The sequence below is a fragment of the Pseudomonas pohangensis genome, assembly GCF_900105995.1.
Classification (GTDB): domain Bacteria; phylum Pseudomonadota; class Gammaproteobacteria; order Pseudomonadales; family Pseudomonadaceae; genus Aquipseudomonas; species Aquipseudomonas pohangensis.
This window is the reverse complement of the sequence record NZ_LT629785.1, coordinates 2,848,321-2,872,047: the sequence shown is the minus strand read 5'-3', so window position 1 is coordinate 2,872,047 and position 23,727 is coordinate 2,848,321. Positions and strand designations below refer to the sequence as shown.

General features: G+C 60.4%; 23 protein-coding genes and 1 tRNA gene. 20 read left to right on the top strand and 4 right to left on the bottom strand.

The genetic code is table 11. The features are described 5' to 3' along the window. The first annotated feature begins 17 nt into the window (after positions 1-17). The 10 genes from BLT89_RS13435 to BLT89_RS13390 all read left to right on the top strand — a co-directional run bounded on the left by BLT89_RS13435 (position 18) and on the right by BLT89_RS13390 (position 10,937). Positions 18-1,430 (top strand): N-acetylmuramoyl-L-alanine amidase, encoded by a 1,413-nt coding sequence (locus BLT89_RS13435; RefSeq protein ID WP_090196353.1) that lies wholly within the window; start codon positions 18-20, stop codon positions 1,428-1,430. A gap of 14 nt (positions 1,431-1,444) precedes the next feature. Beyond that, complete coding sequence (gene mutL / locus BLT89_RS13430) at positions 1,445-3,313, top strand: DNA mismatch repair endonuclease MutL (protein ID WP_090199026.1); 1,869 nt, start codon at positions 1,445-1,447, stop codon at positions 3,311-3,313. A gap of 11 nt (positions 3,314-3,324) precedes the next feature. Then, a complete protein-coding gene (gene miaA, locus BLT89_RS13425; RefSeq protein ID WP_090196349.1) occupies positions 3,325-4,281 on the top strand; it encodes a tRNA (adenosine(37)-N6)-dimethylallyltransferase MiaA in 957 nt (318 codons plus the stop codon). 79 nt (positions 4,282-4,360) lie between these two features. Next, positions 4,361-4,624, top strand: coding sequence for an RNA chaperone Hfq (gene hfq, locus BLT89_RS13420; RefSeq protein WP_090196346.1), 264 nt, complete (start codon positions 4,361-4,363; stop codon positions 4,622-4,624). A gap of 14 nt (positions 4,625-4,638) precedes the next feature. Beyond that, on the top strand, positions 4,639-5,940 hold the full coding sequence (gene hflX, locus BLT89_RS13415) for a ribosome rescue GTPase HflX (protein WP_090196343.1): 1,302 nt from the start codon (positions 4,639-4,641) through the stop codon (positions 5,938-5,940). A 97-nt stretch (positions 5,941-6,037) separates the two neighbouring features. Further along, positions 6,038-7,186 carry an FtsH protease activity modulator HflK gene (gene hflK, locus BLT89_RS13410; RefSeq protein WP_090196341.1) on the top strand — a complete coding sequence of 383 codons (1,149 nt, stop codon included), beginning with the start codon at positions 6,038-6,040 and terminating at the stop codon, positions 7,184-7,186. After that, positions 7,186-8,055, top strand: a complete 870-nt coding sequence (gene hflC / locus BLT89_RS13405; protein WP_090196339.1) for a protease modulator HflC — start codon at positions 7,186-7,188, stop codon at positions 8,053-8,055. The genes hflK and hflC overlap by 1 nt, the downstream gene beginning before the upstream one ends. Positions 8,056-8,180: 125 nt before the next feature. Continuing rightward, complete coding sequence (locus BLT89_RS13400; protein ID WP_090199023.1) at positions 8,181-8,366, top strand: DUF2065 domain-containing protein; 186 nt, start codon at positions 8,181-8,183, stop codon at positions 8,364-8,366. Positions 8,367-8,402: 36 nt separating this feature from the next. After that, positions 8,403-9,590, top strand: a complete 1,188-nt coding sequence (locus BLT89_RS13395) for an ATP phosphoribosyltransferase regulatory subunit (RefSeq protein ID WP_090196336.1) — start codon at positions 8,403-8,405, stop codon at positions 9,588-9,590. Positions 9,591-9,641: 51 nt separating this feature from the next. Beyond that, complete coding sequence (locus BLT89_RS13390; RefSeq protein WP_090196333.1) at positions 9,642-10,937, top strand: adenylosuccinate synthase; 1,296 nt, start codon at positions 9,642-9,644, stop codon at positions 10,935-10,937. 128 nt (positions 10,938-11,065) lie between these two features. On the opposite strand, the gene BLT89_RS13385 is transcribed toward BLT89_RS13390, so the two are convergent. Beyond that, positions 11,066-11,152 (bottom strand) — tRNA-Leu (locus BLT89_RS13385). 204 nt (positions 11,153-11,356) lie between these two features. Here BLT89_RS13385 and rnr point away from each other — a divergent pair. The 7 genes from rnr to dnaB all read left to right on the top strand — a co-directional run bounded on the left by rnr (position 11,357) and on the right by dnaB (position 18,598). Then, positions 11,357-13,942 carry a ribonuclease R gene (gene rnr, locus BLT89_RS13380; RefSeq protein ID WP_090196330.1) on the top strand — a complete coding sequence of 862 codons (2,586 nt, stop codon included), beginning with the start codon at positions 11,357-11,359 and terminating at the stop codon, positions 13,940-13,942. Further along, positions 13,939-14,694 carry a 23S rRNA (guanosine(2251)-2'-O)-methyltransferase RlmB gene (gene rlmB / locus BLT89_RS13375; RefSeq protein ID WP_090196327.1) on the top strand — a complete coding sequence of 252 codons (756 nt, stop codon included), beginning with the start codon at positions 13,939-13,941 and terminating at the stop codon, positions 14,692-14,694. The genes rnr and rlmB overlap by 4 nt, the downstream gene beginning before the upstream one ends. A gap of 208 nt (positions 14,695-14,902) precedes the next feature. After that, entirely contained in the window at positions 14,903-15,340 is a 438-nt protein-coding gene (rpsF, locus tag BLT89_RS13370; protein ID WP_090196324.1) for a 30S ribosomal protein S6, read from the top strand. Positions 15,341-15,367: 27 nt separating this feature from the next. Beyond that, positions 15,368-15,598 (top strand): 30S ribosomal protein S18, encoded by a 231-nt coding sequence (rpsR, locus tag BLT89_RS13365; RefSeq protein ID WP_090196321.1) that lies wholly within the window; start codon positions 15,368-15,370, stop codon positions 15,596-15,598. A gap of 34 nt (positions 15,599-15,632) precedes the next feature. Then, positions 15,633-16,526, top strand: a complete 894-nt coding sequence (locus tag BLT89_RS13360; RefSeq protein ID WP_090196317.1) for a hypothetical protein — start codon at positions 15,633-15,635, stop codon at positions 16,524-16,526. A gap of 21 nt (positions 16,527-16,547) precedes the next feature. Continuing rightward, the gene (rplI, locus tag BLT89_RS13355; protein ID WP_090196314.1) at positions 16,548-16,994 is read left to right on the top strand and encodes a 50S ribosomal protein L9; all 447 of its coding nucleotides are present in this window, start codon (positions 16,548-16,550) and stop codon (positions 16,992-16,994) included. 209 nt (positions 16,995-17,203) lie between these two features. Beyond that, positions 17,204-18,598 (top strand): replicative DNA helicase, encoded by a 1,395-nt coding sequence (gene dnaB / locus BLT89_RS13350; RefSeq protein WP_090196312.1) that lies wholly within the window; start codon positions 17,204-17,206, stop codon positions 18,596-18,598. A gap of 80 nt (positions 18,599-18,678) precedes the next feature. Here the strand turns inward: dnaB and ispA are convergent, their stop codons facing one another. Next, positions 18,679-19,566: a (2E,6E)-farnesyl diphosphate synthase gene (gene ispA / locus BLT89_RS13345; RefSeq protein ID WP_090196309.1), complete on the bottom strand. Its 888-nt coding sequence runs from the start codon at positions 19,564-19,566 to the stop codon at positions 18,679-18,681. Beyond that, a complete protein-coding gene (locus BLT89_RS13340) occupies positions 19,563-19,805 on the bottom strand; it encodes an exodeoxyribonuclease VII small subunit (protein WP_090196305.1) in 243 nt (80 codons plus the stop codon). The genes ispA and BLT89_RS13340 overlap by 4 nt, the downstream gene beginning before the upstream one ends. Positions 19,806-20,014: 209 nt before the next feature. On the opposite strand from BLT89_RS13340, the gene BLT89_RS13335 reads away from it, so the two are divergent. Both BLT89_RS13335 and BLT89_RS13330 read left to right on the top strand, forming a co-directional pair. Continuing rightward, positions 20,015-21,022: an NADP-dependent oxidoreductase gene (locus tag BLT89_RS13335; protein ID WP_090196302.1), complete on the top strand. Its 1,008-nt coding sequence runs from the start codon at positions 20,015-20,017 to the stop codon at positions 21,020-21,022. A gap of 165 nt (positions 21,023-21,187) precedes the next feature. After that, entirely contained in the window at positions 21,188-21,991 is an 804-nt protein-coding gene (locus BLT89_RS13330; protein ID WP_231975022.1) for a formate/nitrite transporter family protein, read from the top strand. Positions 21,992-21,996: 5 nt separating this feature from the next. Here the strand turns inward: BLT89_RS13330 and BLT89_RS13325 are convergent, their stop codons facing one another. Then, entirely contained in the window at positions 21,997-23,169 is a 1,173-nt protein-coding gene (locus tag BLT89_RS13325; RefSeq protein WP_090196299.1) for a hydroxymethylglutaryl-CoA reductase, read from the bottom strand. A 37-nt stretch (positions 23,170-23,206) separates the two neighbouring features. On the opposite strand from BLT89_RS13325, the gene BLT89_RS13320 reads away from it, so the two are divergent. After that, complete coding sequence (locus BLT89_RS13320) at positions 23,207-23,710, top strand: DUF2845 domain-containing protein (protein ID WP_090196296.1); 504 nt, start codon at positions 23,207-23,209, stop codon at positions 23,708-23,710. Positions 23,711-23,727: the final 17 nt, after the last annotated feature.

Genomic DNA, 23,727 nt, shown 5'->3' with positions numbered 1-23,727 from the left:
AGAGTGGGGTGTTGGGTATGCGCTTGAGCGCGCTGTTGGCCGCGTCGTTGCTGTTGCTGGCTATCAGTGTCGAAGCCCTGGCCGCCTCGGAAGTGCGCGGTGTGCGCCTGTGGCGGGCGCCGGACAATACCCGGCTGGTATTCGATCTCAGCGGGCCGGTGCAGCACAACCTGTTTATCCTCAGCTCGCCAGACCGTATCGTCGTGGATATTCAGGGCGCGTCGCTGGCGACCGCTTTCGATCAGCTGAATCTGGCCAATACCCCGATCACCAGTGTGCGTTCGGCGCAGCGCTCTGCCCAGGAGTTGCGCCTGGTGCTGGATCTGTCCGCAGCCGTGACCCCGAAAAGTTTTACGCTGGCACCCAATCAGCAATACGGTAACCGTCTGGTGATTGATCTGTTCGACGCTGACGAGGCCTCGACAGCGGTTGCCAGCCAGCCGGCTATTCCGGTCAAGCAGTCGGTGATTCAGGTCGAGCCGCCGGTGCCGGTGTTGCCGTCCCTGCCAGCATCGGGACGCCGCGATGTGGTCATCGCGATTGACGCAGGTCATGGTGGCGAGGATCCGGGCGCGCTCGGGCCCAAAGGTGCCCGTGAAAAGCACGTGGTTCTGGCGATTGCCAAGGAACTGCAGCGCCAGCTGAATGCCGAGAAGGGCTTCCGTGCCGAGCTGGTGCGTACCGGCGATTACTTCATCCCGTTGCGCCGGCGGACTGAAATAGCGCGCAAGAAAGGTGCCGATCTGTTTGTCTCGATCCATGCGGATGCGGCGCCACGTGCTTCCGCGTTCGGTGCATCGGTGTATGCCCTGTCGGACCGCGGGGCTACCTCGGAAACGGCACGCTGGCTGGCCAACAGCGAAAACCAGTCGGACCTGATCGGTGGTACCGGTAATGTCAGCCTGGATGACAAGGACCCGATGCTCGCCGGTGTACTGCTTGATCTGTCGATGACCGCCTCGATGTCATCCAGCCTGAATGTGGGGCAGAAAGTGCTGTCCAACATGGGGCGGGTGACGCCGCTGCATAAAAAGCGTGTCGAGCAGGCCGGATTCATGGTGCTGAAGTCTCCGGATATCCCGTCGATTCTGGTAGAGACCGGGTTTATCTCCAACCCGAACGAGTCCGGCAAGCTGGCGACGAAAAGCCATCAGCAGGCGTTGGCCCGCTCGATAACCGGCGGGATACGACAATTCTTCCAGCAGAATCCGCCGCCAGGCACCTATCTGGCATCCCAGCGCGAGTCCGGCAAAACTCCGCAGGGGCCACGCGAACATGTGGTGTCCTCCGGCGAAAGCCTGTCGATGATCGCCGTGCGTTACCGGATCAGTCTGGCCTCCTTGCGCAGCGCCAATAGCTTGCGCAGTGACACGGTCAAGGTCGGACAGGTGCTGAATATTCCAGCCACTACGCTGGCTGCAACGCCTTGACTAACCCGTTGGGAATCCCGGTCGAAGCGCGTCGCATCCATCTGCTGAGCCCGCGACTGGCAAACCAGATTGCCGCCGGTGAGGTGGTCGAAAGACCGGCGTCGGTGATCAAGGAGTTGCTGGAAAACAGTCTGGATGCCGGTGCCCGACGGATTGATGTGGACGTCGAACAGGGCGGCAGCAAGCTGTTGCGGGTGCGTGATGACGGCAGCGGCATTCCTGCCGAAGACCTGCCGTTGGCGCTGGAACGGCATGCCACCAGCAAGATCCTCGATCTGGAAGATCTGGAACGGGTGATGAGCCTGGGTTTCCGTGGCGAGGCGCTGGCTTCGATCAGTTCGGTTTCACGCCTGACCATGACTTCGCGCACCGCCGATGCCGGGCAGGCCTGGCAGGTGGAAACCGAGGGCCGCGACATGGCCGCCAGAGTGCAGCCAGCAGCACATCCGGTAGGCACTACGGTGGAAGTGCGCGACCTGTTCTTCAATACGCCGGCGCGGCGCAAATTCCTGCGTGCCGAGAAAACCGAGTTTGACCACTTGCAGGAAGTGATCCGGCGTCTGGCGCTGGCGCGCTTCGATGTTGCGTTCAGTCTGCGGCATAACGGCAAGAGTGTGCTGACACTGCACGAAGCAGCCGATGAGCTGAGTCGCGCGCGCAGGGTTGCTGCCGTTTGCGGCCCGGCCTTTCTGGAGCAGGCACTGCCGATCGAAGTCGAGCGCAACGGTCTGCATCTGTGGGGCTGGGTTGGTTTGCCAACCTTTTCCCGCAGCCAGGCGGATCTGCAGTATTTCTATGTAAATGGCCGCATGGTGCGTGACAAGCTGGTCGTGCATGCCGTGCGTCAGGCCTATCGTGATGTGCTGTACAACGGCCGTCATCCGGTCTTTGTGCTGTTTCTGGAAGTCGATCCGGCGGTGGTGGATGTCAATGTGCATCCGACCAAGCACGAAGTGCGTTTCCGTGAAAGCCGCATGGTGCATGACTTCCTCTACGGTACCTTGCACCGCGCCCTGGGCGATGTACGTCCGGATGACCAGCTGGCTGCTCCGGCGACTGCTGCGCCGATCAGCGGAGCGGCCGCGGGTGAATTTGGCCCGCAAGGCGAGATGGGACTGGCCAGTCAGCTGCCCGAAGCCCGGCCGGTGTCTGCAGGATGGCAAGGTTCCGGTGCGGGTTATCAGGGGCCAAGGCCCTCCGGCGGTTTCGCCCAGGCGGAATTGCAGGGCGCCTACCGTGATTACCTCGCGCCGCTGGCAGAGGCTGCTGCCCCTGGCTTGCCGGAAGGCGGTGGCGATGTACCGCCGCTGGGTTATGCCCTGGCACAGCTCAAAGGTATCTACATTCTCGCGGAAAACGCCCATGGACTGGTGCTGGTAGACATGCATGCGGCCCACGAGCGGATTACCTATGAGCGGCTCAAGCTGGCCATGGCCAGTGAAGGTCTGCGCGGGCAGCCGTTGCTGGTGCCGGAGACGCTGGCGCTGAGCGAGCGCGAAGCGGATTGTGCGGAAGAACATGAGCAGTGGTTTCAGCGCCTGGGCTTCGAACTGCAACGGCTCGGCCCGGAAAGCCTGGCGATTCGCCAGACTCCGGCTCTGCTCAAACAGGCCGAGGCTACCCAGCTGGTGCGTGATGTGCTGGCGGATCTGCTCGAATATGGCAGCAGTGATCGCATCCAGGCTCACCTCAACGAATTGCTCGGCACCATGGCTTGCCATGGTTCGGTGCGTGCCAACCGCCGACTGAGTGTCCCGGAGATGAACGCCCTGTTGCGGGATATGGAACAGACCGAGCGTAGCGGCCAGTGCAATCACGGCCGACCGACCTGGACCCAGCTGGGGCTGGATGATCTGGATCGGCTGTTCCTGCGTGGCCGTTAGGTATCCGGCCGATGTCTGAACAGTTGCCACCGGCAATCTTCCTCATGGGTCCGACAGCGGCCGGCAAGACCGACCTGGCTTTGGAGCTGGCGCGACAGTTGCCCTGCGAGTTGATTAGTGTCGATTCGGCGCTGGTCTACCGCGGCATGGATATCGGCACGGCCAAGCCGGATCGGCAGACACTGGAGGCGTTTCCACACCGTCTTATCGATATTCGTGATCCGCTGGACAGCTATTCGGCCGCTGATTTTCGCGCCGACGCGTTGCAGGCAATGGCCGAAATCAGCGCGCGTGGCCGTATTCCGCTGCTGGTAGGCGGCACCATGCTGTATTTCAAGGCCCTGGAAGAAGGTCTGGCGGATATGCCGGCAGCCGATCCCGCGGTGCGGGCGGAGCTGGAGGCATTGGCCAACAGCGCCGGCTTGCAGGTATTGCATGAGCAGCTGGCGGCGATTGATCCGCAGTCGGCAGCGCGCATTCACCCGAATGACCCGCAGCGGCTGATTCGTGCGCTGGAGGTCTATCGTGTCAGTGGCATGAGCATGAGCCGTCATCGCGAGTTACAAAAACTCGGCCTGGCTGCCGGTTTGCCGTATAGAATCGCCCGCCTGGCCATTGCGCCGTTACAGCGCCAGCTGCTGCACGAACGGATTGCCTTGCGCTTCAAGCATATGTTGCAGCAGGGTTTTGTTGCCGAAGTGGAACAGCTGTACAAGCGAGGTGACCTGCATGCCGGACTACCGTCCATGCGTTCGGTGGGCTACCGGCAGGCGTGGGCCTATCTGGAGGGCGATCTGACTCTGGATGAGCTGGAACAACGTGGCATTATTGCCACCCGGCAACTGGCGAAGCGGCAATTTACCTGGCTGCGTAGCTGGGAACAGGTGCACTGGCTCGACAGTCTGGCCAGCGACAATCTGCCGCGAGCCTTGAAATACCTGAATTCAGCCACAATATTGCGTGGGTAAGTTGCATTTGCCGTCTATTCTTTGGGTCGGCAGCGTGTTTTCGCTGGAATAATTTTCGTTTGTTTGAGGAGTGCAACACATGTCAAAAGGGCATTCGCTACAAGACCCTTATCTGAACACCCTGCGCAAGGAGCGCGTTCCGGTATCCATCTATCTGGTCAACGGCATCAAGTTGCAGGGCCAGATCGAGTCATTCGACCAGTTCGTGATTTTGCTGAAGAACACTGTCAGCCAGATGGTCTACAAGCACGCTATTTCCACCGTTGTGCCTAGTCGCCCCGTACGTTTGCCGGCCACGCCGGAGGCCGATGACGATGCGCCTGTTGAGCCGGGTAACTTCTGACCTAGGGGGCTGATTTGTTTTTCGAGCGCCCGGGTGGCGGTGAGCGGGCAATCCTGGTTCATCTGGAGGGCCAGGAGCCCGGGGTTCGGGAAGATCCTCAGGAGTTTCAGGAACTGGCACTGTCTGCTGGAGCAGAGGCGGTGGCTTTCGTGCGGGTGCCGCGTAGCCAGATGACGGCGAAATACCTGATCGGCAGCGGCAAGGTTGATGAATTGCACCAGCTGGTGCAGTCGACGCAGGCTGAGCTGGTTATTTTCAATCACACCCTGACGCCCAGCCAGGAGCGCAATCTCGAGCGCGCTTTCGAATGTCGCGTGCTCGATCGCACCGGGCTGATCCTGGATATTTTTGCCCAGCGTGCGCGTACCCATGAAGGCAAGTTGCAGGTGGAGCTGGCCCAGCTCGACCATATGAGTACGCGGCTGGTACGTGGCTGGACCCACCTCGAGCGGCAGAAAGGCGGTATCGGCCTGCGTGGACCGGGTGAAACCCAGCTGGAAACTGACCGCAGACTGTTGCGGGTGCGTATCCGGCAGATCCGCAAGCGTCTGGATACGGTGCGCAGCCAGCGCGAACAGGCGCGTCGTGGGCGGCGCCGGGCCGAAATACCCTCGGTATCGCTGGTCGGCTACACCAATGCGGGCAAGTCCACCCTGTTCAATACACTGACCGGCTCCGGGGTTTACGCGGCCGATCAGTTGTTTGCCACGCTGGATCCGACCTTCCGCCGGCTGGATCTGGAGGATGTCGGACCAGTCGTGCTGGCCGATACGGTGGGATTTATCCGCCACTTGCCGCACAAACTGGTGGAGGCATTCCGTGCGACGCTGGAGGAATCCAGCAATGCCGACCTGCTCCTGCATGTGATTGACGCCCACGAACCGGAGCGGCAGTTGCAGATCGAGCAGGTTCTGGCGGTGCTGGGAGAAATCGGCGCTGCCGAGATTCCGCTGCTGGAGGTCTATAACAAGCTGGATTTGCTCGAAGGCATTGAGCCGCATATCCAGCGTGATGTGGATGGTCGGCCCGAGCGTGTCTGGCTGTCGGCCCGCGATGGTCGTGGTCTTGAGCTTCTGCGGCAGGCGATTGCCGAATTGCTGGGTAATGACCTGTTTATCGGCACCGTGCACTTGCCGCAAAGGCTGGGCCGTTTGCGCGCGCAGCTGTTTGCCGTTGGCGCGGTGCTGAAAGAGACCCATGACGAGGCCGGCGAGACGCTGCTGGAAGTCCGGGTGCCACGCACCGAGCTGAATCGCCTGATCAGTCGTGAAGGCTTTCAGCCGGACGAGTTCATCCAGCAACACACTTTGCAATAATGCCCGGGGCAGTGTTTTTGGCGCTGGGGTTCAGCATTCTGTAGCATTGGGCGGCGTGTCATCGGCACGCCTTGGCTTTTTATTTATGGAGATCGCTATGGCTTGGAATGAGCCCGGTGGCAACTCGAACAATCAAGACCCCTGGGGTGGCCGTAAAGGCGGTGACCGCAAGGGACCGCCGGATTTGGATGAGGCATTGCGCAAGTTGCAGGAAAGCCTTGGCAATATTTTCGGTGGTGGCAAGCCGCGCGGCGGCAGCAATGACAGTGGTCAGGGCGGAGGCTATGGCCTGTTGCTGGTCGGTCTGCTGATTCTGGCTGCGGCCTGGCTGTACAGCGCCGTGTATGTGGTCGACGAACAGGAACAGGCTGTCGTGCTGCGTTTCGGCAAGTACCACGAAACTGTGGGCCCCGGCCTGAATTTTTATCTGCCGCCGATCGACAAGAAATTCCAGGAAAATGTCAGGGGTGAGCGTACCTACACCAAGGTCGGACAGATGCTCACCGAAGATGAAAATATCGTCGAAGTGCCGCTGACCGTGCAGTACAAGATCAACAACCTGGAGGACTTCGTGCTCAAGGTCGATCAGCCGCAAAACAGCCTGCGCGAAGCGACGGAAAGCGCCTTGCGTCATGTGGTGGGCTCGACTTCGATGGATCAGGTGCTGACTGAAGGCCGTGAAGTCATGAGTAATGAGGTGCAGAAGCGCCTGCAGAGCATTCTCGATGACTATGACACCGGCATTCTGGTGACTCAGGTAAACATCCAGCGCGCTGCAGCGCCTTCCGAAGTGAAAGACGCTTTTGACGATGTAACCCGTGCCCGCGAAGATGAGCAGCGCGAGAAGAACCAGGCCGAGGCGTATGCCAACCGGGTAGTTCCCGAAGCGCGCGGGCAGGCACAACGGGCCTTCGAGGACGCCAGTGGTTACCGTGATGAAGTGGTAGCCAGGGCCGAGGGTGAGGGGGAGCGTTTCAGCAAACTGGTTGCCGAGTACCGCAAGGCGCCGGAGATTACCCGTGAACGCCTGTACATCGACACCATGCAGGAAGTGCTGAGCAATGCCAGCAAGGTGCTGGTAAGTGGCAACAAGGGACAGAATCTGCTGTACCTGCCCCTGGACAAGATGATGGATGGCCGCGGCAAGCCGCTGGCCAGTCCGTCGGGCAGCGGCTCCGGCGCGGACGACAATCAGTACTCGAAGATTGAACCGCAGCGCGATACGCGTTCCAGGGAGAGTCGCTAATGAGCAATAAAGCATTATTTGCCCTGATTGCCGGCGTATTGCTGGCGGTCATCGGCTGGAACAGCTTCTACGTTGTGGCGCAAACCGAACGGGCCGTGCTGTTGCAGTTCGGTCGGGTGGTGCAGGACAACGTCCAGCCGGGACTGCACTTCAAGGTTCCCTATGTCGACCAGGTGCGCAAGTTTGATGGTCGCCTGCTGACCCTGGATTCACCTGCGCAGCGCTTGCTGACGCTGGAGAAAAAGGCGGTGATTGTGGACGCCTATGCCAAGTGGCGTATTGCCGATGCAAGCCGCTATTACACCGCCACCTCGGGCCTCAAGCAGATCGCTGATGATCGCCTGTCGCAGCGTCTGGTAGCCGGGCTGTCCAACCAGTTCGGCAAGCGTACGCTGCATGAAGTGGTGTCTGGTGAGCGCGACTCGCTGATGGCTGATATCACTTCCAACCTCAACCGCATGGCGCAGAAAGAGCTGGGTATCGAGGTGGTGGACGTGCGCGTCAAGACTATCGACTTGCCCAAGGAAGTTTATCGCAGCGTGTTCGAGCGTATGGCTTCGGAGCGTGAGCGTGAAGCGAGCGAGCATCGGGCCAAGGGACGTGAGCTGGCGGAAGGCATTCGTGCCGATGCCGACCGGCAGAAACGTGTGATTGTCGCCGAAGCCTATCGTGACGCCGAGCAGATTCGTGGTGATGGCGATGCGCTGGCGGCCGAGATCTATGCCAAGGCATACGGTCAGGATCAGGAGTTCTACGCGTTCTACCGCAGCCTCAAGGCCTATCGCGAAAGCTTCGCCGAGAAGACCGATATGCTGGTGCTCGATCCTGAAAACGAGTTCTTCCGTTACATGGAGAAGCCCGGTCCCTGAGCGTGCCGCGGTCATGCCGAGGCTTGCATGAGCTCGGCATGACCGCGGGACAAACTGTGTTACCATTTCTCAGCCGGGAAAATCCCGGCTTTTTTGCGTCTGTGGCGCTCGTGTGTGTTGAAAACATGTGGCAGGAAATCGGTATAGCGCTTTGTCTGGTATTGGTGTTCGAGGGCGTCCTGCCTTTTCTTTCGCCAAAACGCTGGCGTGAGTCAGTAGTGCTGTTGTCCGGTTTGCCAGACCAGCAATTGCGTCTCATCGGGTTGGCCAGCATGTTGCTTGGAACGGCCGCCCTGTATTGGCTTCACTGAAGGCTTGCCGCCCTGATCGAAAGAGGAAAAGGCATTATGGCAACGGTAGAGCGCTGGCTGCTGCCAGATGGCATCGAGGAGGTACTGCCGCCGGAAGCGGACAGTATCGAGCTGGCCCGTCGACGGGTGCTCGACCTTTTTCAGTGCTGGGGTTATGAGCTGGTTATTACTCCACACATCGAATATATCGAATCACTTCTGAGTGGTGCCGGTGAGGATCTTGACCTGCGCACCTTCAAGGTAACCGATCCGCAATCCGGTCGTTTGCTCGGTTTTCGTGCCGACATTACCCCGCAAGTCGCGCGCATCGATGCCCACTCCTTGCGGCGCAACGGCCCGAGTCGTCTGTGTTATGCCGGTAGCGTGTTGCATGCGCGGCCGCGGGCACTATCGACATCGCGCAGCCCGATCCAGCTGGGTGCCGAGCTGTATGGCGATGACAGTCCGGCCAGTGATGTAGAAGTCATCAGCCTGTTGCTGGAAGTGCTCGACTTGGCCCGGGTGCCGGACGTGCATCTGGATCTTGGTCATGTCGGAATTTACCGGGGTCTGGCCAGGGCTGCAGGTTTGTCTGGTGAGACCGAGCAGCAGCTGTTTGATGCGCTGCAGCGCAAGGCTCACGACGAAGTTGCCCAGCTGACGGCCGGTATGCCAGCCGGTCTGGCCAGCATGCTGCAGGCTCTGGCGGAACTTTGTGGCGGCCGCGAAGTGCTTGAGCTGGCCCAGGCGTGTCTGGTTGAGGCGCCGGATGACGTGCATGCCGCGCTGGATGAATTGCTGTCAATTGCCGATGCGCTTGAGTTGCGCTACCCGGAGCTGCCGCTGTATTTCGATCTTGGCGAGTTGCGCGGTTATCACTACCACACGGGCGTGGTGTTTGCCGCCTTTGTGCCGGGTGTCGGCCAGTCGATCGCCCAGGGTGGGCGCTATGACGATATCGGTGCCGCTTTCGGACGTGCAAGACCGGCCACCGGCTTTTCTACCGATCTGAAAACCCTGGTGACGCTGGGGCAGCGACTTGCGGACGCCCCGGTAGAAGGTGTGTGGGCGCCGGATGTGCACGACCTGTACTTGTGGAAAGAGATTCAACGGCTGCGGCGTGACGGGCTCAGGGTGGTGCAGGCATTGCCTGGCCAGGCGCTGGCCGAAGCTGCTGTGGCGGGCTGCGATCGGCAGCTGGTACTGCAAGACGGTCGCTGGCAAGTCGTGCCGGTAGCGTCCTGAACGAAATTTGCCGGCGCCGCCGGCAGCTAAATTGCTGAGAGGGCAACTGTAATGGGTAAGAATGTCGTCGTCCTGGGTACCCAGTGGGGTGATGAGGGTAAAGGCAAGATCGTTGATCTGCTGACAGATCAGGCGGCTGCCGTGGTGCGCTTCCAGGGTGGTCACAACGCCGGCCATACACTGGTCATCGACGGCGAGAAGACCGTGCTGCACCTGATTCCGTCAGGCATTCTCCGTGAAGGGGTCGAATGTATGATCGGCAATGGCGTGGTGGTTGCGCCGGACGCCCTGCTGCGCGAGATCAGCAATCTGGAACAGAAAGGTGTGCCGGTACGCGAGCGTCTGCGCATCAGCTCGGCCTGTACGCTGATCCTGCCATATCACGTGGCGCTCGATCAGGCGCGTGAAAAGGCCCGTGGTGACGCCAAGATCGGCACCACTGGCCGTGGCATCGGCCCGGCCTATGAGGACAAGGTGGCGCGCCGCGGGTTGCGCATCGGCGACCTGTTCCATCGCGAACGCTTTGCCAGCAAGCTGAAAGAGTTGCTGGAATACCACAACTTCGTGCTGCAGCACTATTACAAGGAGCCGGCGGTCGATTTCCAGAAAACCCTGGATGAGGCGCTGGAGCATGCGGAAATCATCAAGCCGCTGGTTATCGATGTGACCGCACGCCTGCACCAGTTGCGCAGGGAAGATGCCTACATCATGTTCGAGGGTGCCCAGGGGTCGCTGCTGGATATTGATCACGGGACCTACCCGTACGTCACCAGTTCCAGCACTACGGCAGGCGGTACGGCGACCGGCTCGGGCTTTGGTCCGCTGTATCTGGATTACATTCTCGGTATCACCAAGGCCTACACCACACGTGTCGGCTCCGGTCCGTTTCCTACCGAGCTGTTTGACGAGGTAGGTGCACGGCTGGCCAAGCGTGGGCACGAGTTTGGCTCGACTACCGGGCGGGCCCGTCGTTGTGGCTGGTTTGATGCGGTTATCCTGCGTCGCGCCATCGAGATCAACAGTATTTCCGGCCTGTGCCTGACCAAGCTGGATGTGCTGGATGGTCTGGAAACCATCCGTATCTGTACCGGCTACCGGGATCAGGCGGGCAACCTGCTGGTGGATGCGCCGACAGATGCCGAGAGTTATCTGGGTCTGCAGCCGGTCTACGAGGAAGTGCAGGGCTGGAGCGAGTCCACGGTGGGCGCTAAGACTCTGGAAGAGCTGCCAGCCAATGCGCGGGCCTATATTCTGCGGGTGGAAGAGCTGGTGGGCGCGCCGATCGATATTATCTCGACCGGCCCGGACCGCAACGAGACTATCGTGCTGCGTCACCCCTATGCCTGAGATGGTGTACCCTGAGGCCGCAATCGGCTTCAGGGTATGCAGTATTTGGACGGAGTGGACCGGAGTGTTCCGGTTTGCCACGGCCAGAAACGACAAAACCGAGCCTGAGCTCGGTTTTGTTTTGAATTTGGTGCCCAGGAGAAGACTCGAACTTCCACGGTGTTGCCACCGCATGGACCTGAACCATGTGCGTCTACCAATTCCGCCACCTGGGCACTGAGAGTGATGATTGCTCATCGCTTTCAACTACAACAACGTTGCCGTCGCTGTGGGGGCGCAATATACGTATCGTGTATTTGCTTGTAAACCCCGGGGACAAAAAAATTTAATATCCGCAGAAAGCTGACCTGCATGGCGTTTTCGCGTTTCAATAGACACAGGGCAGTAGCCCGCTTTATGAACCAAGGTGAAATTTCTTAATGGCCGATTGGCAAACCCTCGATCCCGAGGCCGCCCGCGAGGCGGAAAAATACGAAAACCCGATTCCCAGCCGTGAGCTGATTCTCCAGCATTTGAGCGAGCGTGGCGCACCCGCCAGTCGCGAGCAATTGCGGGAAGAATTGGGCTTGAGCACCGACGAGCAGCTGGAAGCGCTGCGTCGTCGTCTGCGCGCCATGGAGCGTGACGGGCAACTGATCTTTACCCGTGGCAGCACCTATGCGCCGGTGGACAAGCTAGACCTGATACGCGGTCGCGTCAGCGGCCATCGAGACGGCTTCGGCTTTCTGGTGCCCGAGGATGGCAGTGATGACCTGTTTCTCAGCCCGGCGCAGATGCGCCTGGTGTTTGATGGCGATCGCGCACTGGCTCGGGTTGCCGGCCTGGATCGTCGCGGTCGCCGCGAAGGCGCGATTGCCGAAGTGCTGGTGCGTGCCCACGAAACACTGGTCGGGCGCTACTACGAGGAAAGCGGTATCGGCTTTGTGATACCCGACAATCCGAAAATCCAGCAGGAAGTACTTATCTCGCAGGGTCGCGCGGGCAACGCCAAGATTGGCCAGTTTGTCGAGGTGAAAATCACCCACTGGCCGACCCAGCGCTTCCAGCCGCAGGGGGATATTGTCGAAGTGGTCGGTAATTACATGGCGCCGGGCATGGAAATCGACGTTGCCTTGCGCAGCTACGATATCCCGCATGTGTGGCCCGAAGCGGTGGTCAAGGAAGCGGCCAGACTCAAGCCCGAAGTGGAAGAGAAGGACAAGGAAAAGCGCGTCGATCTGCGGCATTTGCCGTTTGTCACCATTGACGGAGAAGACGCGCGCGACTTCGATGACGCGGTGTACTGCGAAAAGAACAGTTCGGCGTGGAAGCTGTTTTCCGGCGGCTGGAAGTTGTATGTCGCCATCGCCGATGTCTCGCATTACGTGAAGGTTGGTTCGGCGCTCGACGAAGAGGCACAGAATCGCGGCAACTCGGTGTATTTCCCCGAACGCGTGGTGCCGATGCTGCCGGAAGAGCTGTCCAACGGTCTGTGCTCGCTGAATCCGCATGTTGATCGGCTGGCCATGGTCTGCGAGATGACCATCTCCAAGCTGGGCAAGCTGGTCGATTACCAGTTCTACGAGGCGGTGATCCACTCCCATGCACGGCTGACCTACAACAAGGTCAGTGCCATGCTCGAACAGCCCAAGGGTAGCGAGGGCAAAGCCCTGCGTGGCGAATACGCCGAAGTACTACCGCACCTGAAGCAGTTGTACGCGCTGTACCAGGTGCTGTTGGCGGCACGTCATGAGCGCGGTGCGATTGATTTCGAGACGCAGGAAACACGCATCATCTTCGGTAGCGGGCGCAAGATTGCCGAGATCACTCCGACCCAGCGCAATGATGCGCACAAGCTGATCGAGGAGTGCATGCTGGCGGCCAACGTGGCTACCGCAGAGTTCATGCGCAAGCACGAAATCCCCTCACTCTACCGTGTGCACGATGGTCCGCCGCCGGAGCGTCTGGAGAAGCTCAAGGCCTTCCTGACCGAGCTGGGTTTGTCGCTGCACCGTGGCAAGGACGGCCCGTCCCCCAAGGATTACCAGAAGCTGCTGGAGAGCATTCGCGAGCGCCCGGACTTTCATCTGATCCAGACCGTGATGTTGCGCTCGCTCAGCCAAGCGGTATACAGCGCGGACAACGGCGGGCATTTCGGTCTGAATTACGAAGCCTATACCCATTTCACTTCGCCGATCCGGCGTTATCCGGATCTGCTGGTGCATCGGGCCATCCGCAGCGTGGTGCGCTCCAGGCTGGATACGCCGCATGTGCGGCGCGCCGGTGCAGTGAGCATGCCCAAGGCGAAGATTTATCCGTACGACGAGGCCGCGCTGGAGCAGCTGGGCGAGCAGTGCTCGATGACCGAACGGCGCGCCGATGAGGCCACCCGTGACGTGGTGAACTGGCTCAAGTGCGAGTTCATGAAGGATCGCGTTGGCGAGAGTTTCGCCGGGGTGATCACCGCGGTTACCGGCTTTGGCCTGTTTGTCGAGCTGCGCGATATTTATGTGGAAGGCCTGGTGCATGTCTCCGGCCTGCCGGGTGACTACTACCACTTCGATCCGGTCCACCACCGCCTGGCCGGTGAGCGCAGCGGGCGCAGTTTCCGTCTTGGCGATAGCGTTGAAGTGACGGTGATGCGTGTCGATCTGGATGAGCGCAAGATCGATTTTGAATTGGCGCAGGAATCGGCGGGCAAGGCACAGCCGGGTCGCTCGCGGGCGAATGCGGCCAATCCGGGTAAGGGCGGACGCAGGGGTGCCAAGGGCGCGGCTGATGCAGCGCCGGCGTCAGGCAAGGCGGCAGCCGGCAATACCGACGTGGAGAGAAGCCGCGAAGTGAAGAAAGCCCTGCTGTCCGGCGCCAAAGGTGCTGGCAAGGCGGGCAAGGCGGGAGCCGGTGCGGGCAAGGCCACGGCGGCGGGTGGCGGCAAGCAGCCCGCGGGTGGTAGGCGCGGATCGGCGACTTCAGGCACACCAGCTGCTGGTGGGGGCAAGCCGCGCAAGCGCAAGGCCAAGCCATGAGTGATCTGGAAAAGGTTTTTGGCGTACATGCTGTCGAGGCTCTGCTGCGCCATCACCCGAAAAGGGTTAAACAATTGTGGCTGGCGGAAAGTCGCAATGATCCGCGGGTAAAAACCCTGGTCGAACTGGCCGGGCAGATGCGCATCGCTATCGGGCACAAGGACCGTCGCGAACTTGATGAGTGGGCGGAGGGGGTGCACCAGGGTGTGGTGGCCGAGGTCAGCCCCAGTCAGGTCTGGGGCGAGTTGATGCTCGAGGAATTGCTCGAGCGGCACGAAGGGGTGCCGCTCTTGCTGGTGCTGGATGGCGTGACCGATCCGCATAACCTCGGCGCCTGCCTGCGCACTGCGGATGCCGCCGGTGCGCTGGCGGTGATCGTGCCCAAGGACAAGTCGGCAACCCTGAATGCCACGGTGCGCAAGGTTGCCTGCGGCGCGGCTGAAGTCATCCCGCTGGTTGCCGTGACCAATCTGGCGCGCACGCTGGAGAAGCTCAAGCAGCGTGGACTGTGGCTGGTCGGCACGGCCGGCGAGGCGGAGCAGGAGTTGTACCAGCAGGATCTGAGCGGTCCTATCGTGCTGGTCATGGGTGCCGAGGGCAAAGGCATGCGCCGTCTGACCCGTGATCTGTGCGACTTTCTGGTCAGGTTGCCCATGGCGGGCAGCGTCAGCAGTCTGAATGTTTCGGTGGCTACCGGGATTTGCCTGTTCGAGGCGCTGCGACAGCGCAAGGCAGCTGACGGGAAGTCCTGAGAGTCATGCGCCAGGGGATTTCCCGCTGGCGCAATTGTACAAATAATCACCAGTTCACCTTGCTTCCGCTGGTGCCCTTCTCTAGAATGGCGCCCCTTGTCGTGCGGGCAGGCTCTTTTGCGCCCCTTCGCCGGCAAGACTAACGAAGATACTTTCACTCCTTGCCTGACCGGATTTTCCGGCAGGCTACAACCCGTAAGGAGCATTTATGCGTCATTACGAAATTGTGTTCCTGGTCCACCCGGATCAGAGCGAGCAAGTCGGCGGCATGGTCGAGCGTTACACCAAGCTGATCGAAGAAGACGGCGGCAAGGTTCACCGCCTGGAAGATTGGGGCCGTCGTCAACTGGCCTATGCAATCAACAATCTGCACAAGGCTCACTACGTGATGCTGAATGTTGAGTGCACCGGCAAGGCCCTGGCCGAACTGGAAGACAACTTCCGCTATAACGATGCCGTGCTCCGCAACCTGGTCATCCGTCGCGACGAAGCCGAAGTTGGCCCGTCCGAGATGATGAAGGCTGAGGAAAATCGCAGCGAGCGCCGCGAGCGCCGCGAGCGTCCTGAAAGCGATAACGCTGAAACCGAAACCAGCACCGATGACGGTGACAGTGACGGTGACGACAGCGATAACGCTGACGAGTAATTCACGGATCTATAGAGGAGCCACTCCATGGCACGTTTCTTCCGTCGTCGTAAATTCTGCCGTTTCACTGCCGAAGACGTGAAAGAGATCGATTACAAGGATCTCAACACGCTGAAAGCCTATGTTTCCGAAACCGGCAAGATTGTTCCTAGCCGTATTACCGGTACCAAAGCCAAGTATCAGCGTCAGCTGGGCACCGCTATAAAGCGCGCCCGTTTCCTGGCTCTGCTGCCCTACACCGACAGCCACGGTCGTTGATTGCGGCTAGACGTCACAGGTAAAGGATAAACGCATGCGCGCCCTGGCTGACTTCATCATGCGCGGCCGCATGCAGGCTACCCTCGTGGTAGCAGCTGCTGCGGCTCTGCCGATGTTGTTCTGGCTGAGTGCTGCGGCAGGCAGTCTGGTGTTGTTGCGACGTGGTCTGAGTGATGCCCTGGGCATCCTCGTATGGGCGATGTTGCCGGCACTGGTCTGGTGGTATTTCGGCGAACCGCGCACCCTGCTGGTGCTGCTTGGCACGCTGGGTCTGGCTCTGGTGCTGCGCACCAGCACGTCGTGGCCCCGGGTGTTGATGCTCAGCATCGGTCTGGGCGTGATCTACAGCCTGGTGCTGGGATCGCAGTTCGGTGAGCTGATTGCCGCCACGGTAAGCGAGTTACAGGCTCTGTTGCCGAAGATGCTCGAAGGTGTTTACGAGCAGCTCACGGCAGCTGAACAGGCCAAACTGGATAGCCTGCTGGCACCGGTGATGGTCGGTCTGATGGCTGCGGTGTTGCAGATTGTAAGCTTGCTGGCCCTGTTGCTGGGTCGCTACTGGCAGGCACAACTGTACAACCCGGGCGGTTTTGGTCGCGAATTTCGCGCACTGCGACTCCCGGCACCGATGGCCATCGGGTTGTTGCTGGTCATGCTGGTAGCGCCGAATTTTGGCGTCGAACTGGCCATGCTGATGCCGCTGTGCAGTGTTCCGCTGGTGTTTGCCGGTATGGCGCTACTGCACGGGCTGGTCACAAAGGGCAAGCTGGCGCGGTTCTGGCTGGTGGGGCTGTATGTATCGCTGCTGCTGTTTATGCAGCTGGTTTATCCGTTACTGGTGGTGTTGGCCGTAGTCGACAGTCTGATTGATTTTCGCGGGCGTCTGGTTTCAGACTCTGGAGCAGGCCCAGCGAATGGTGAAGGTTAAAAGTTAAGAGGTAAGACTCAAATGGAAGTCATTCTGCTGGAAAAAATCGCCAACCTGGGCAACCTGGGCGACAAAGTGAATGTCAAGGCCGGTTACGGTCGTAACTACCTGCTGCCGCAACGCAAGGCTGCCGCCGCTACTGCGGAAAACGTCGCTGCTTTTGAATTGCGTCGTGCCGAGCTGGAAAAAGCAGCTGCCGCGAAGAAGGCTGAAGCCGAAGCTCGCGCTGCCCAGCTGACCGAGCTGCAGATCACCATTTCTGCGGTAGCCGGTGAAGAAGGCAAGCTGTTCGGTTCGATCGGTACGCATGATATTGCTGATGCCATCACCGCTGCCGGCGTTGAAGTAGAGAAAAGCGAAGTACGTATGCCGAACGGCACTATCCGTCACCTTGGCGAGTTTGATGTTGATGTGCATCTGCACACCGATGTTGAAGCAATCGTCAAAGTGATCGTGGTGGCTGCTTAAGTCATTCGTCCGGCAGGCTTGCGCACAAGCGCCAGCCTGTTGACAATCGGGCACGTCATTGCGCAAGCGATGCCGTGCCCGTTGTCTTTTCAGTCCAGAATTTTTAGCCGCGATACTCGTTGCTTCCTGTTGCGTATTTACGCTGTAGCAGTCCGCAGGGTCGAACGAACTTCACGGTAATTCCCGTCCGTCGAACGGATCAGCTAGCCATGAACGATATCAGCATCCCCGAGCAATACGACCTGGAGACTTCCGCGCTCAAGGTGCCGCCGCACTCGATCGAGGCGGAGCAGGGCGTGCTGGGTGGTCTGATGCTCGACAACAATGCCTGGGAGCGGGTGCTCGATCAGGTCTCCGATGGCGACTTCTACCGGCATGATCACCGCCTGATCTTTCGGGCGATTAAAAAGCTGGCGGACCGCAATCACCCGTTTGACGTGGTCACCCTGTCCGAGCAACTGGACAAGGAAGGCCAGCTGGCGCAGGTTGGTGGTCTGTCCTATCTGGGCGAGCTGGCAAAAAACACCCCGTCGGTGGCCAACATCAAGGCCTACGCGCAGATCATCCGCGAGCGCGCCACGTTGCGGCAGTTGATCGGCGTCAGTAACGATATCGCCAGCAGCGCCTATGCCCCGCAGGGCCGCAGCGGCAATGAAGTGCTCGATGAAGCCGAGCGCATGATCTTCCAGATCGCCGAAGCCCGGCCCAAATCCGGCGGCCCGGTCTTCGTCAACGATTTGCTGACCAAGACCATTGACCGCATCGATACCCTGTTCAACAGCGACGGCGGCATCACGGGCATCAGCACCGGTTTCACCGATCTGGACGAGAAGACCAGTGGCCTGCAACCGGCTGATCTGATCATCGTTGCCGGGCGACCTTCGATGGGTAAAACCACCTTTGCCATGAATCTGGTGGAGAGTGCGGTACTGCGCGGCGACAAGGCGGTGCTGGTGTACTCGCTGGAAATGCCCGGCGACTCATTGATCATGCGGATGATCTCCTCGCTCGGGCGTATCGACCAGACCAAGGTGCGCAACGGCCGGCTCGATGAAGACGACTGGCCGCGGCTGACCTCGGCCGTCAATCTGCTCAAGGACCGCAAGCTGTTCATCGACGACACGGCGGGTATTTCGCCGTCGGAGATGCGTGCGCGTACCCGGCGCCTGGTGCGCGAGCACGGCGAACTGGGGCTGATCATGGTCGACTACCTGCAGCTGATGCAGCTGGGCGGCAAGGGCGGCGAAAACCGCACCAACGAGATTTCCGAAATCTCCCGGTCGCTGAAGGGGCTGGCCAAGGAATTCAATTGTCCGGTGGTGGCGCTGTCGCAGCTCAACCGCTCGCTGGAACAGCGACCGAACAAGCGTCCGGTGAACTCCGACTTGCGTGAGTCGGGGGCGATCGAGCAGGACGCCGATGTGATCATGTTTGTTTACCGCGACGAGGTATACAACCCGGAAACCGAGTACAAGGGCGTTGCCGAAATCATCATCGGCAAGCAGCGGAACGGCCCGATCGGTGCGATCAAACTGGCCTTCCTCGGCAAGTACACGCGGTTTGATAATCTGGCGCCGGGCAGCTACCAGTTTGACGAAGAGTAACGTCGCTGCTGGCGGATTGCTGACTGACAGGGAATAACAAAACGGGCGCTGCAAGCGCCCGTTTTTGCTATGTCTTGCCCCTAGCTGCGGCGCTGCACGATAAACCGCGCCAGATCGCGCAACGCTTCCGCGCTGCTGCCCAGCGGACGCAGGGCATGCAACGCCTGTTCGCAGAGTTCGAGTGCATAGGCCTTGGCAGCGGGCATGCCGAGCAGGGCAGGGTAGGTCGGTTTGTCTCTGGCAATATCGGCGCCCTGGCGTTTGCCCAGCGTCGCGGTGTCACTTTCCACGTCGAGAATGTCGTCCTGCACCTGGAACGCCAGACCGATCGCAGCGGCATAGCGCTGCAAGGCCTTCAGACTGACCGGATCGGCCTTGCCGCTGGCCAGGGCGCCGAGTACCACGCTGGCCTCGATCAGCGCGCCGGTTTTGTGCCGGTGCATCTGTTCCAGTGCCTGCTGGTCGAGCTGTTTGCCGACTGCGCCAAGGTCAATCGCCTGGCCGCCGACCATGCCGGCCGGGCCGGCTGCGCGGCTGAGGCTGCCGAGCATGGCCAGGCGGGTTTCGGCTTCGTGGGCGTTCAGTTGCGGATCGGCCAGCACTTCAAACGCCAGACTTTGCAGGGCATCACCGGCGAGAATGGCAGTGGCTTCATCAAAGGCCTTGTGTGTGGTCGGTTGGCCGCGGCGCAGGTCGTCGTCGTCCATGGCCGGCAGATCGTCATGTACCAGTGAATAGGCATGAATCAGCTCGACCGCGCAGGCGGCGGCATCGGCCTGTTGCGGTTGGCCTTCGAGTGCCTCGCAGGCGGCATAGACCAGCAGCGGGCGAATGCGCTTGCCACCGTTGAACACGCTGTAGCGCATGGCGGCATAGAGCGGTTGCAGGTCTGTGCGTGGGGCGTGGAAAAGCGGTTCCAGAGCGGCATCGACGCGGGCCTGACAGCGCTGTTGATAGCCTGCAATCATGCATCAGCATCCGGGCTGAAGGGTGCCTCGGCCAGCTCGCCGTCGTGTTCCAGCAGAATCTGTACTTTCTGCTCGGCCTGTTGCAGCGCCGTCTGGCACTCGCGACTGAGGCGGATGCCTTGCTCGAAGGTGGTCAGGGAGTCCTCAAGGGACAGCTCGCCATTCTCAAGGCGCTCTACCAGCGCTTGCAGTTCAGCCAGGGATTGTTCGAAATCGGGTGTGCTTTTCTTGCGGGCCATCAGCAGGGTCTCGGCGCTCGGGCAACCGGCGCGACACTAGCAGAGCAGCGCGGTGCGGGCAAATTGAACGAGCCGTCCACCGGCAATTTATTGCATCACCTGTATCGATCCGCCGCTATTCGCTTGAAGGGAAACACTTGCCCTGAAGCGTGTAGAGGGCTATCAGAGAGTGTTGGCAACTTCTGCCTAACCATCCAGGAGATTTTTCCATGACTGCGCAAATCAACCGTCAGTTTCTGCTAGCCCGCCGCCCGCTGGGTCTGCCTGACCGGGAAACCTTCAGTTATGCAGAAACTGCCGTGGGCGAGCCCGCTGAAGGCGAGATTCTGGTTCGCAACGAATATCTGTCGCTCGACCCGGCCATGCGTGGCTGGATGAACGATGCCAAGTCCTACATTCCACCGGTCGGGATCGGTGAGGTAATGCGCGCGCTCGGCGTCGGCAAGGTAGTCGCGTCCAGGCATGCCGACTTTGCCGTGGGTGATTACGTCAACGGCGCACTGGGCGTGCAGGATTACTTTCTGGGCAAGCCAAAAGGGTTCTACAAGGTCGACCCGAGTCGCGCGCCGCTGCCCTTGTATCTGTCGGCGCTGGGTATGACCGGCATGACCGCCTATTTCGCGTTGCTCGATGTGGGGCAGCCGAAAGCCGGTGAAACCGTGGTGATTTCCGGAGCGGCCGGTGCGGTTGGCAGCATTGCCGGGCAGATCGCCAAGCTCAAGGGCTGTCGCGTGGTGGGTATTGCCGGTGGTGCGGCCAAGTGCAAAACACTGATCGACGAGTTCGGCTTCGACGGTGCCATCGACTATAAAAACGAAGATGTCAGCGCCGGCCTCAAACGCGAATGCCCCAAGGGTGTCGATGTGTATTTCGATAATGTCGGTGGTGACATCCTCGACGCGGTGCTCACCCGGCTGGCGCACAAGGCCCGGGTGGTGCTGTGTGGCGCGATCAGCCAGTACAACAACAAGCAGGCGGTCAAGGGGCCGGCAAACTATCTGAGCCTGCTGGTCAACAGTGCGCGCATGGAAGGCATGGTGGTGATGAGTTATGCGCCGCGTTTTGCCGAGGCCGCACAGGAGATGGGTGGCTGGCTGGCCAGCGGCAAGATCAAGAGCAAGGAAGACATTGTCGAAGGGCTGCAGACCTTCCCGGAAACCCTGTTGAAACTCTTCAGTGGCGAGAATCTTGGCAAACTGGTTCTGAAAGTTGACTGAGTAGATTGCTGCAGTCGCAGGCAGCCAGAAGGCAGATCAGGCAGCCTGCCTGTTGCGCCCGGGGTGGTTGGCTGGCTGAACAGGTTTGTCCCGGGTCTGCGGACTGGCGCTGAAGCTGCTGGCTGGTGCACAGTGGTTGCTATGCACATAACCAGGAGCTGAAGAGTGGACAATCCGCTTGCATCGATGGATGCCTATGCCCCGAAAGAAATTGCCCTGAAAATCGAGACGATGGGTGTCAGCAAGGCCAATGCCGACTCACTGACAGTCTTTGTGCTGGCGTTATTGGCCGGTGCCTTCATCTCACTGGCAGCCCTGTTGTTCACCGTAGTGATCACCGACAGCCAGCTGGGCTTTGGTGTCACACGCTTGCTCGGCGGACTGGGTTTCTGCCTGGGGCTGGTGCTGGTGATAGTCGCAGGCGCCGAGCTGTTTACCGGCAACAACCTGCTGGCCATGGCCTGGGCCAGCAGGCGCATCAGTTCACGGGCTTTGCTGCGTAACTGGGTGCTGTCCTATCTGGGCAATGTGCTCGGTTGTCTGGGCACGGTGGCGCTGGTATTGCTGGCGGATAGCGCTGCCATGGGCAATGGCGCGGTGGGTGAAACAGCGTTGGCGATTGCCCGTGGCAAAGGCGAGCTGAGCCTGCTGGAAACCTTCAGTCGCGGCATCCTGTGCAATGCGCTGGTGTGCATGGCGGTCTGGCTGGCGATGGGTGGACACAGTGTCACCGACAAGATTCTTGCGGTGATCTTCCCGGTGATGGCCTTTGTCGCGCTGGGTTTCGAGCACTCGATCGCCAACTGGTTCTTTTTACCCTTTGCCATGCTGCTGGATGCGCAAAGCTCGATTTCCCCGGGCGCTGCCGCCGGCAATCTGCTGGCGGCTACGGCAGGCAATATAGTCGGGGGAACCTTGCTGGTGGCCGGCGTCTACTGGCTGGCCTATCTGCGCAACGGCCACGGCTGAGTGCCTCAGCGGTTGCGTCCCAGGGCATCGTGGCTGCTTACCCAGTCGCCGGCCAGCACCGCCGAGGTCAGCGAGACATCGCCGGCCAGCACCACTGCAGCAATGATCTCCGCCAGCTTGTCGGCTTTGCCGGTGCCGACACAGCCAAGTATCTGCAGACACTCGCGCTGGCTCGGCAGGCCGGTGCCGCCGCCGTGGGTGGCACAGATCAGCGCCGGTAGCGTTACCGACCAGTAGTAATCGCCATTCTCCAATAGCTGGCCGTAGGTGATGCCGCCGTGGGATTCGGCCACGTTGGCGGCATCCTGACCGGTGGCAATGAACAGCGCAGCAATGCCATTGGCGGCGTGCGCGCCGCTGTAGGCCGAGCCGGCCTGCAAGGCGCCGACAGCGGCAATCTGCCGGTAGCGATAGAGCTGTGCGGTATCGATGCGCAGCAGGTCGCGGGCCACTTCGCGCTTCAGGGTGAACTCGGCAATCACCCGCTTGCCGCGGGTCTGGATCATGTTCATCGCCGAGTGTTTCTTGTCGGTGTCGATGGCGCCGGAGAGGATGTAGCGTGGCTGATCCGGATGGTTGGCCTTGATCCATTCGCAGGCGGCAAAGGTCGCCTTGCTGGTCATGTTCTGCCCGGCGGCATCGCCGGTGGTGTAGCAGAAGCGCGTGTAGAGCATGTTGGCCACCGGGTACTGCTCGATTTCGAACAGCTTGCCGCTGCGCGTGGTGGTTTCGGCGGCGGCCTTGATCGCGTCGAACCGGCTGACCAGCCAGGCACCGAATTCGCGGGCCTGCATTGCATCGGCGAACAGGAATACCGGGGCGCGCTGCATGGAATGCTTGACCACCGTGGTCTTCACCCCGCCGCTTTCGCTGATGGCGCGCATGCCACGGCTGTAGCTGGCCAGCAGGGTGCCCTCGGTGGTGGCCATGGGAATGTAGAAGTCGCCACGCGCATGCTCACCGGTGATATGTATCGGTCCGGCCAGGCCCAGCGGCATCTGTACGCAGCCGATGAAGTTCTCGATATTGCCCTGGGTCACTTGCGGATCAATGCTGTAGCTGGCGAGGCTGGGCAGTTCGGCGCCGGTTTTTTCGGTGATGAAGGTACGCCGGCGTCTGGCCTGTTCTTCACTGTAGTTGTTGTCCTTGTCGCGCGGGATCGATTCTGCACGGGCCATGGGGGTCTCCTGAGTGTCCGGGGCTGGTGGTCAGCTAATGACCCTAGCTGATCTGGCGGATGAATTCGCAATCAATAGCCGGATAAATAGCCGGATGTTTATGGCGCTGATGTTCACTCGCCCGGATTGGGCGGCGGGCCTGGTTTTTTCCCAGCGCTTGCCGCTGCAAGTTGTTGCGCGCTTGACTATCTTGAAATCGGTGGCGCATTACGCTGAACGGCTGACCTGCATCCTGCGGGCGTGCCAAACCGAGAACAAGGAATCTCCCATGAAAGCTTTGCATTTTCTGTTGCCGCTCGCAGCACTGCTGGCAGCTACTCCATCGTTTGCCGAAGACGGCACGGATACCGATTTGCGCTGTGGCACCAATCTGGTTGAAACCGGAGCAGCCAAGGCTGACGTTTTGAGCTGGTGCGGTGAGCCAACCAGCAAGGAAGGCGAGCAATGGGTTTACAACCGCGGCGATACCCAGCCAACCATCGTGGTCTATTTTTCAGCTGATGACACGGTAGGGCGCATCACCGCGCTGCCAATGGACTGAGGCGGTTCAGGAATAAA

What these genes read in the sequence shown, in the direction of transcription:
- BLT89_RS13335 (WP_090196302.1), top strand. Translation starts at nt 20,015, where the DNA reads ATGACTGCGCAAATCAACCGTCAGTTTCTGCTAGCCCGCCGCCCGCTG.
- hfq (WP_090196346.1), top strand. Translation starts at nt 4,361, where the DNA reads ATGTCAAAAGGGCATTCGCTACAAGACCCTTATCTGAACACCCTGCGC.
- miaA (WP_090196349.1), top strand. Translation starts at nt 3,325, where the DNA reads ATGTCTGAACAGTTGCCACCGGCAATCTTCCTCATGGGTCCGACAGCG.
- rplI (WP_090196314.1), top strand. Translation starts at nt 16,548, where the DNA reads ATGGAAGTCATTCTGCTGGAAAAAATCGCCAACCTGGGCAACCTGGGC.
- BLT89_RS13320 (WP_090196296.1), top strand. Translation starts at nt 23,207, where the DNA reads ATGACCCTAGCTGATCTGGCGGATGAATTCGCAATCAATAGCCGGATA.
- BLT89_RS13340 (WP_090196305.1), bottom strand. Translation starts at nt 19,805, where the DNA reads ATGGCCCGCAAGAAAAGCACACCCGATTTCGAACAATCCCTGGCTGAA.
- hflK (WP_090196341.1), top strand. Translation starts at nt 6,038, where the DNA reads ATGGCTTGGAATGAGCCCGGTGGCAACTCGAACAATCAAGACCCCTGG.
- dnaB (WP_090196312.1), top strand. Translation starts at nt 17,204, where the DNA reads ATGAACGATATCAGCATCCCCGAGCAATACGACCTGGAGACTTCCGCG.
- BLT89_RS13400 (WP_090199023.1), top strand. Translation starts at nt 8,181, where the DNA reads ATGTGGCAGGAAATCGGTATAGCGCTTTGTCTGGTATTGGTGTTCGAG.
- rpsR (WP_090196321.1), top strand. Translation starts at nt 15,368, where the DNA reads ATGGCACGTTTCTTCCGTCGTCGTAAATTCTGCCGTTTCACTGCCGAA.
- BLT89_RS13390 (WP_090196333.1), top strand. Translation starts at nt 9,642, where the DNA reads ATGGGTAAGAATGTCGTCGTCCTGGGTACCCAGTGGGGTGATGAGGGT.
- ispA (WP_090196309.1), bottom strand. Translation starts at nt 19,566, where the DNA reads ATGATTGCAGGCTATCAACAGCGCTGTCAGGCCCGCGTCGATGCCGCT.
- BLT89_RS13325 (WP_090196299.1), bottom strand. Translation starts at nt 23,169, where the DNA reads ATGGCCCGTGCAGAATCGATCCCGCGCGACAAGGACAACAACTACAGT.
- BLT89_RS13435 (WP_090196353.1), top strand. Translation starts at nt 18, where the DNA reads ATGCGCTTGAGCGCGCTGTTGGCCGCGTCGTTGCTGTTGCTGGCTATC.
- rnr (WP_090196330.1), top strand. Translation starts at nt 11,357, where the DNA reads ATGGCCGATTGGCAAACCCTCGATCCCGAGGCCGCCCGCGAGGCGGAA.
- rlmB (WP_090196327.1), top strand. Translation starts at nt 13,939, where the DNA reads ATGAGTGATCTGGAAAAGGTTTTTGGCGTACATGCTGTCGAGGCTCTG.
- hflC (WP_090196339.1), top strand. Translation starts at nt 7,186, where the DNA reads ATGAGCAATAAAGCATTATTTGCCCTGATTGCCGGCGTATTGCTGGCG.
- BLT89_RS13395 (WP_090196336.1), top strand. Translation starts at nt 8,403, where the DNA reads ATGGCAACGGTAGAGCGCTGGCTGCTGCCAGATGGCATCGAGGAGGTA.
- rpsF (WP_090196324.1), top strand. Translation starts at nt 14,903, where the DNA reads ATGCGTCATTACGAAATTGTGTTCCTGGTCCACCCGGATCAGAGCGAG.
- BLT89_RS13360 (WP_090196317.1), top strand. Translation starts at nt 15,633, where the DNA reads ATGCGCGCCCTGGCTGACTTCATCATGCGCGGCCGCATGCAGGCTACC.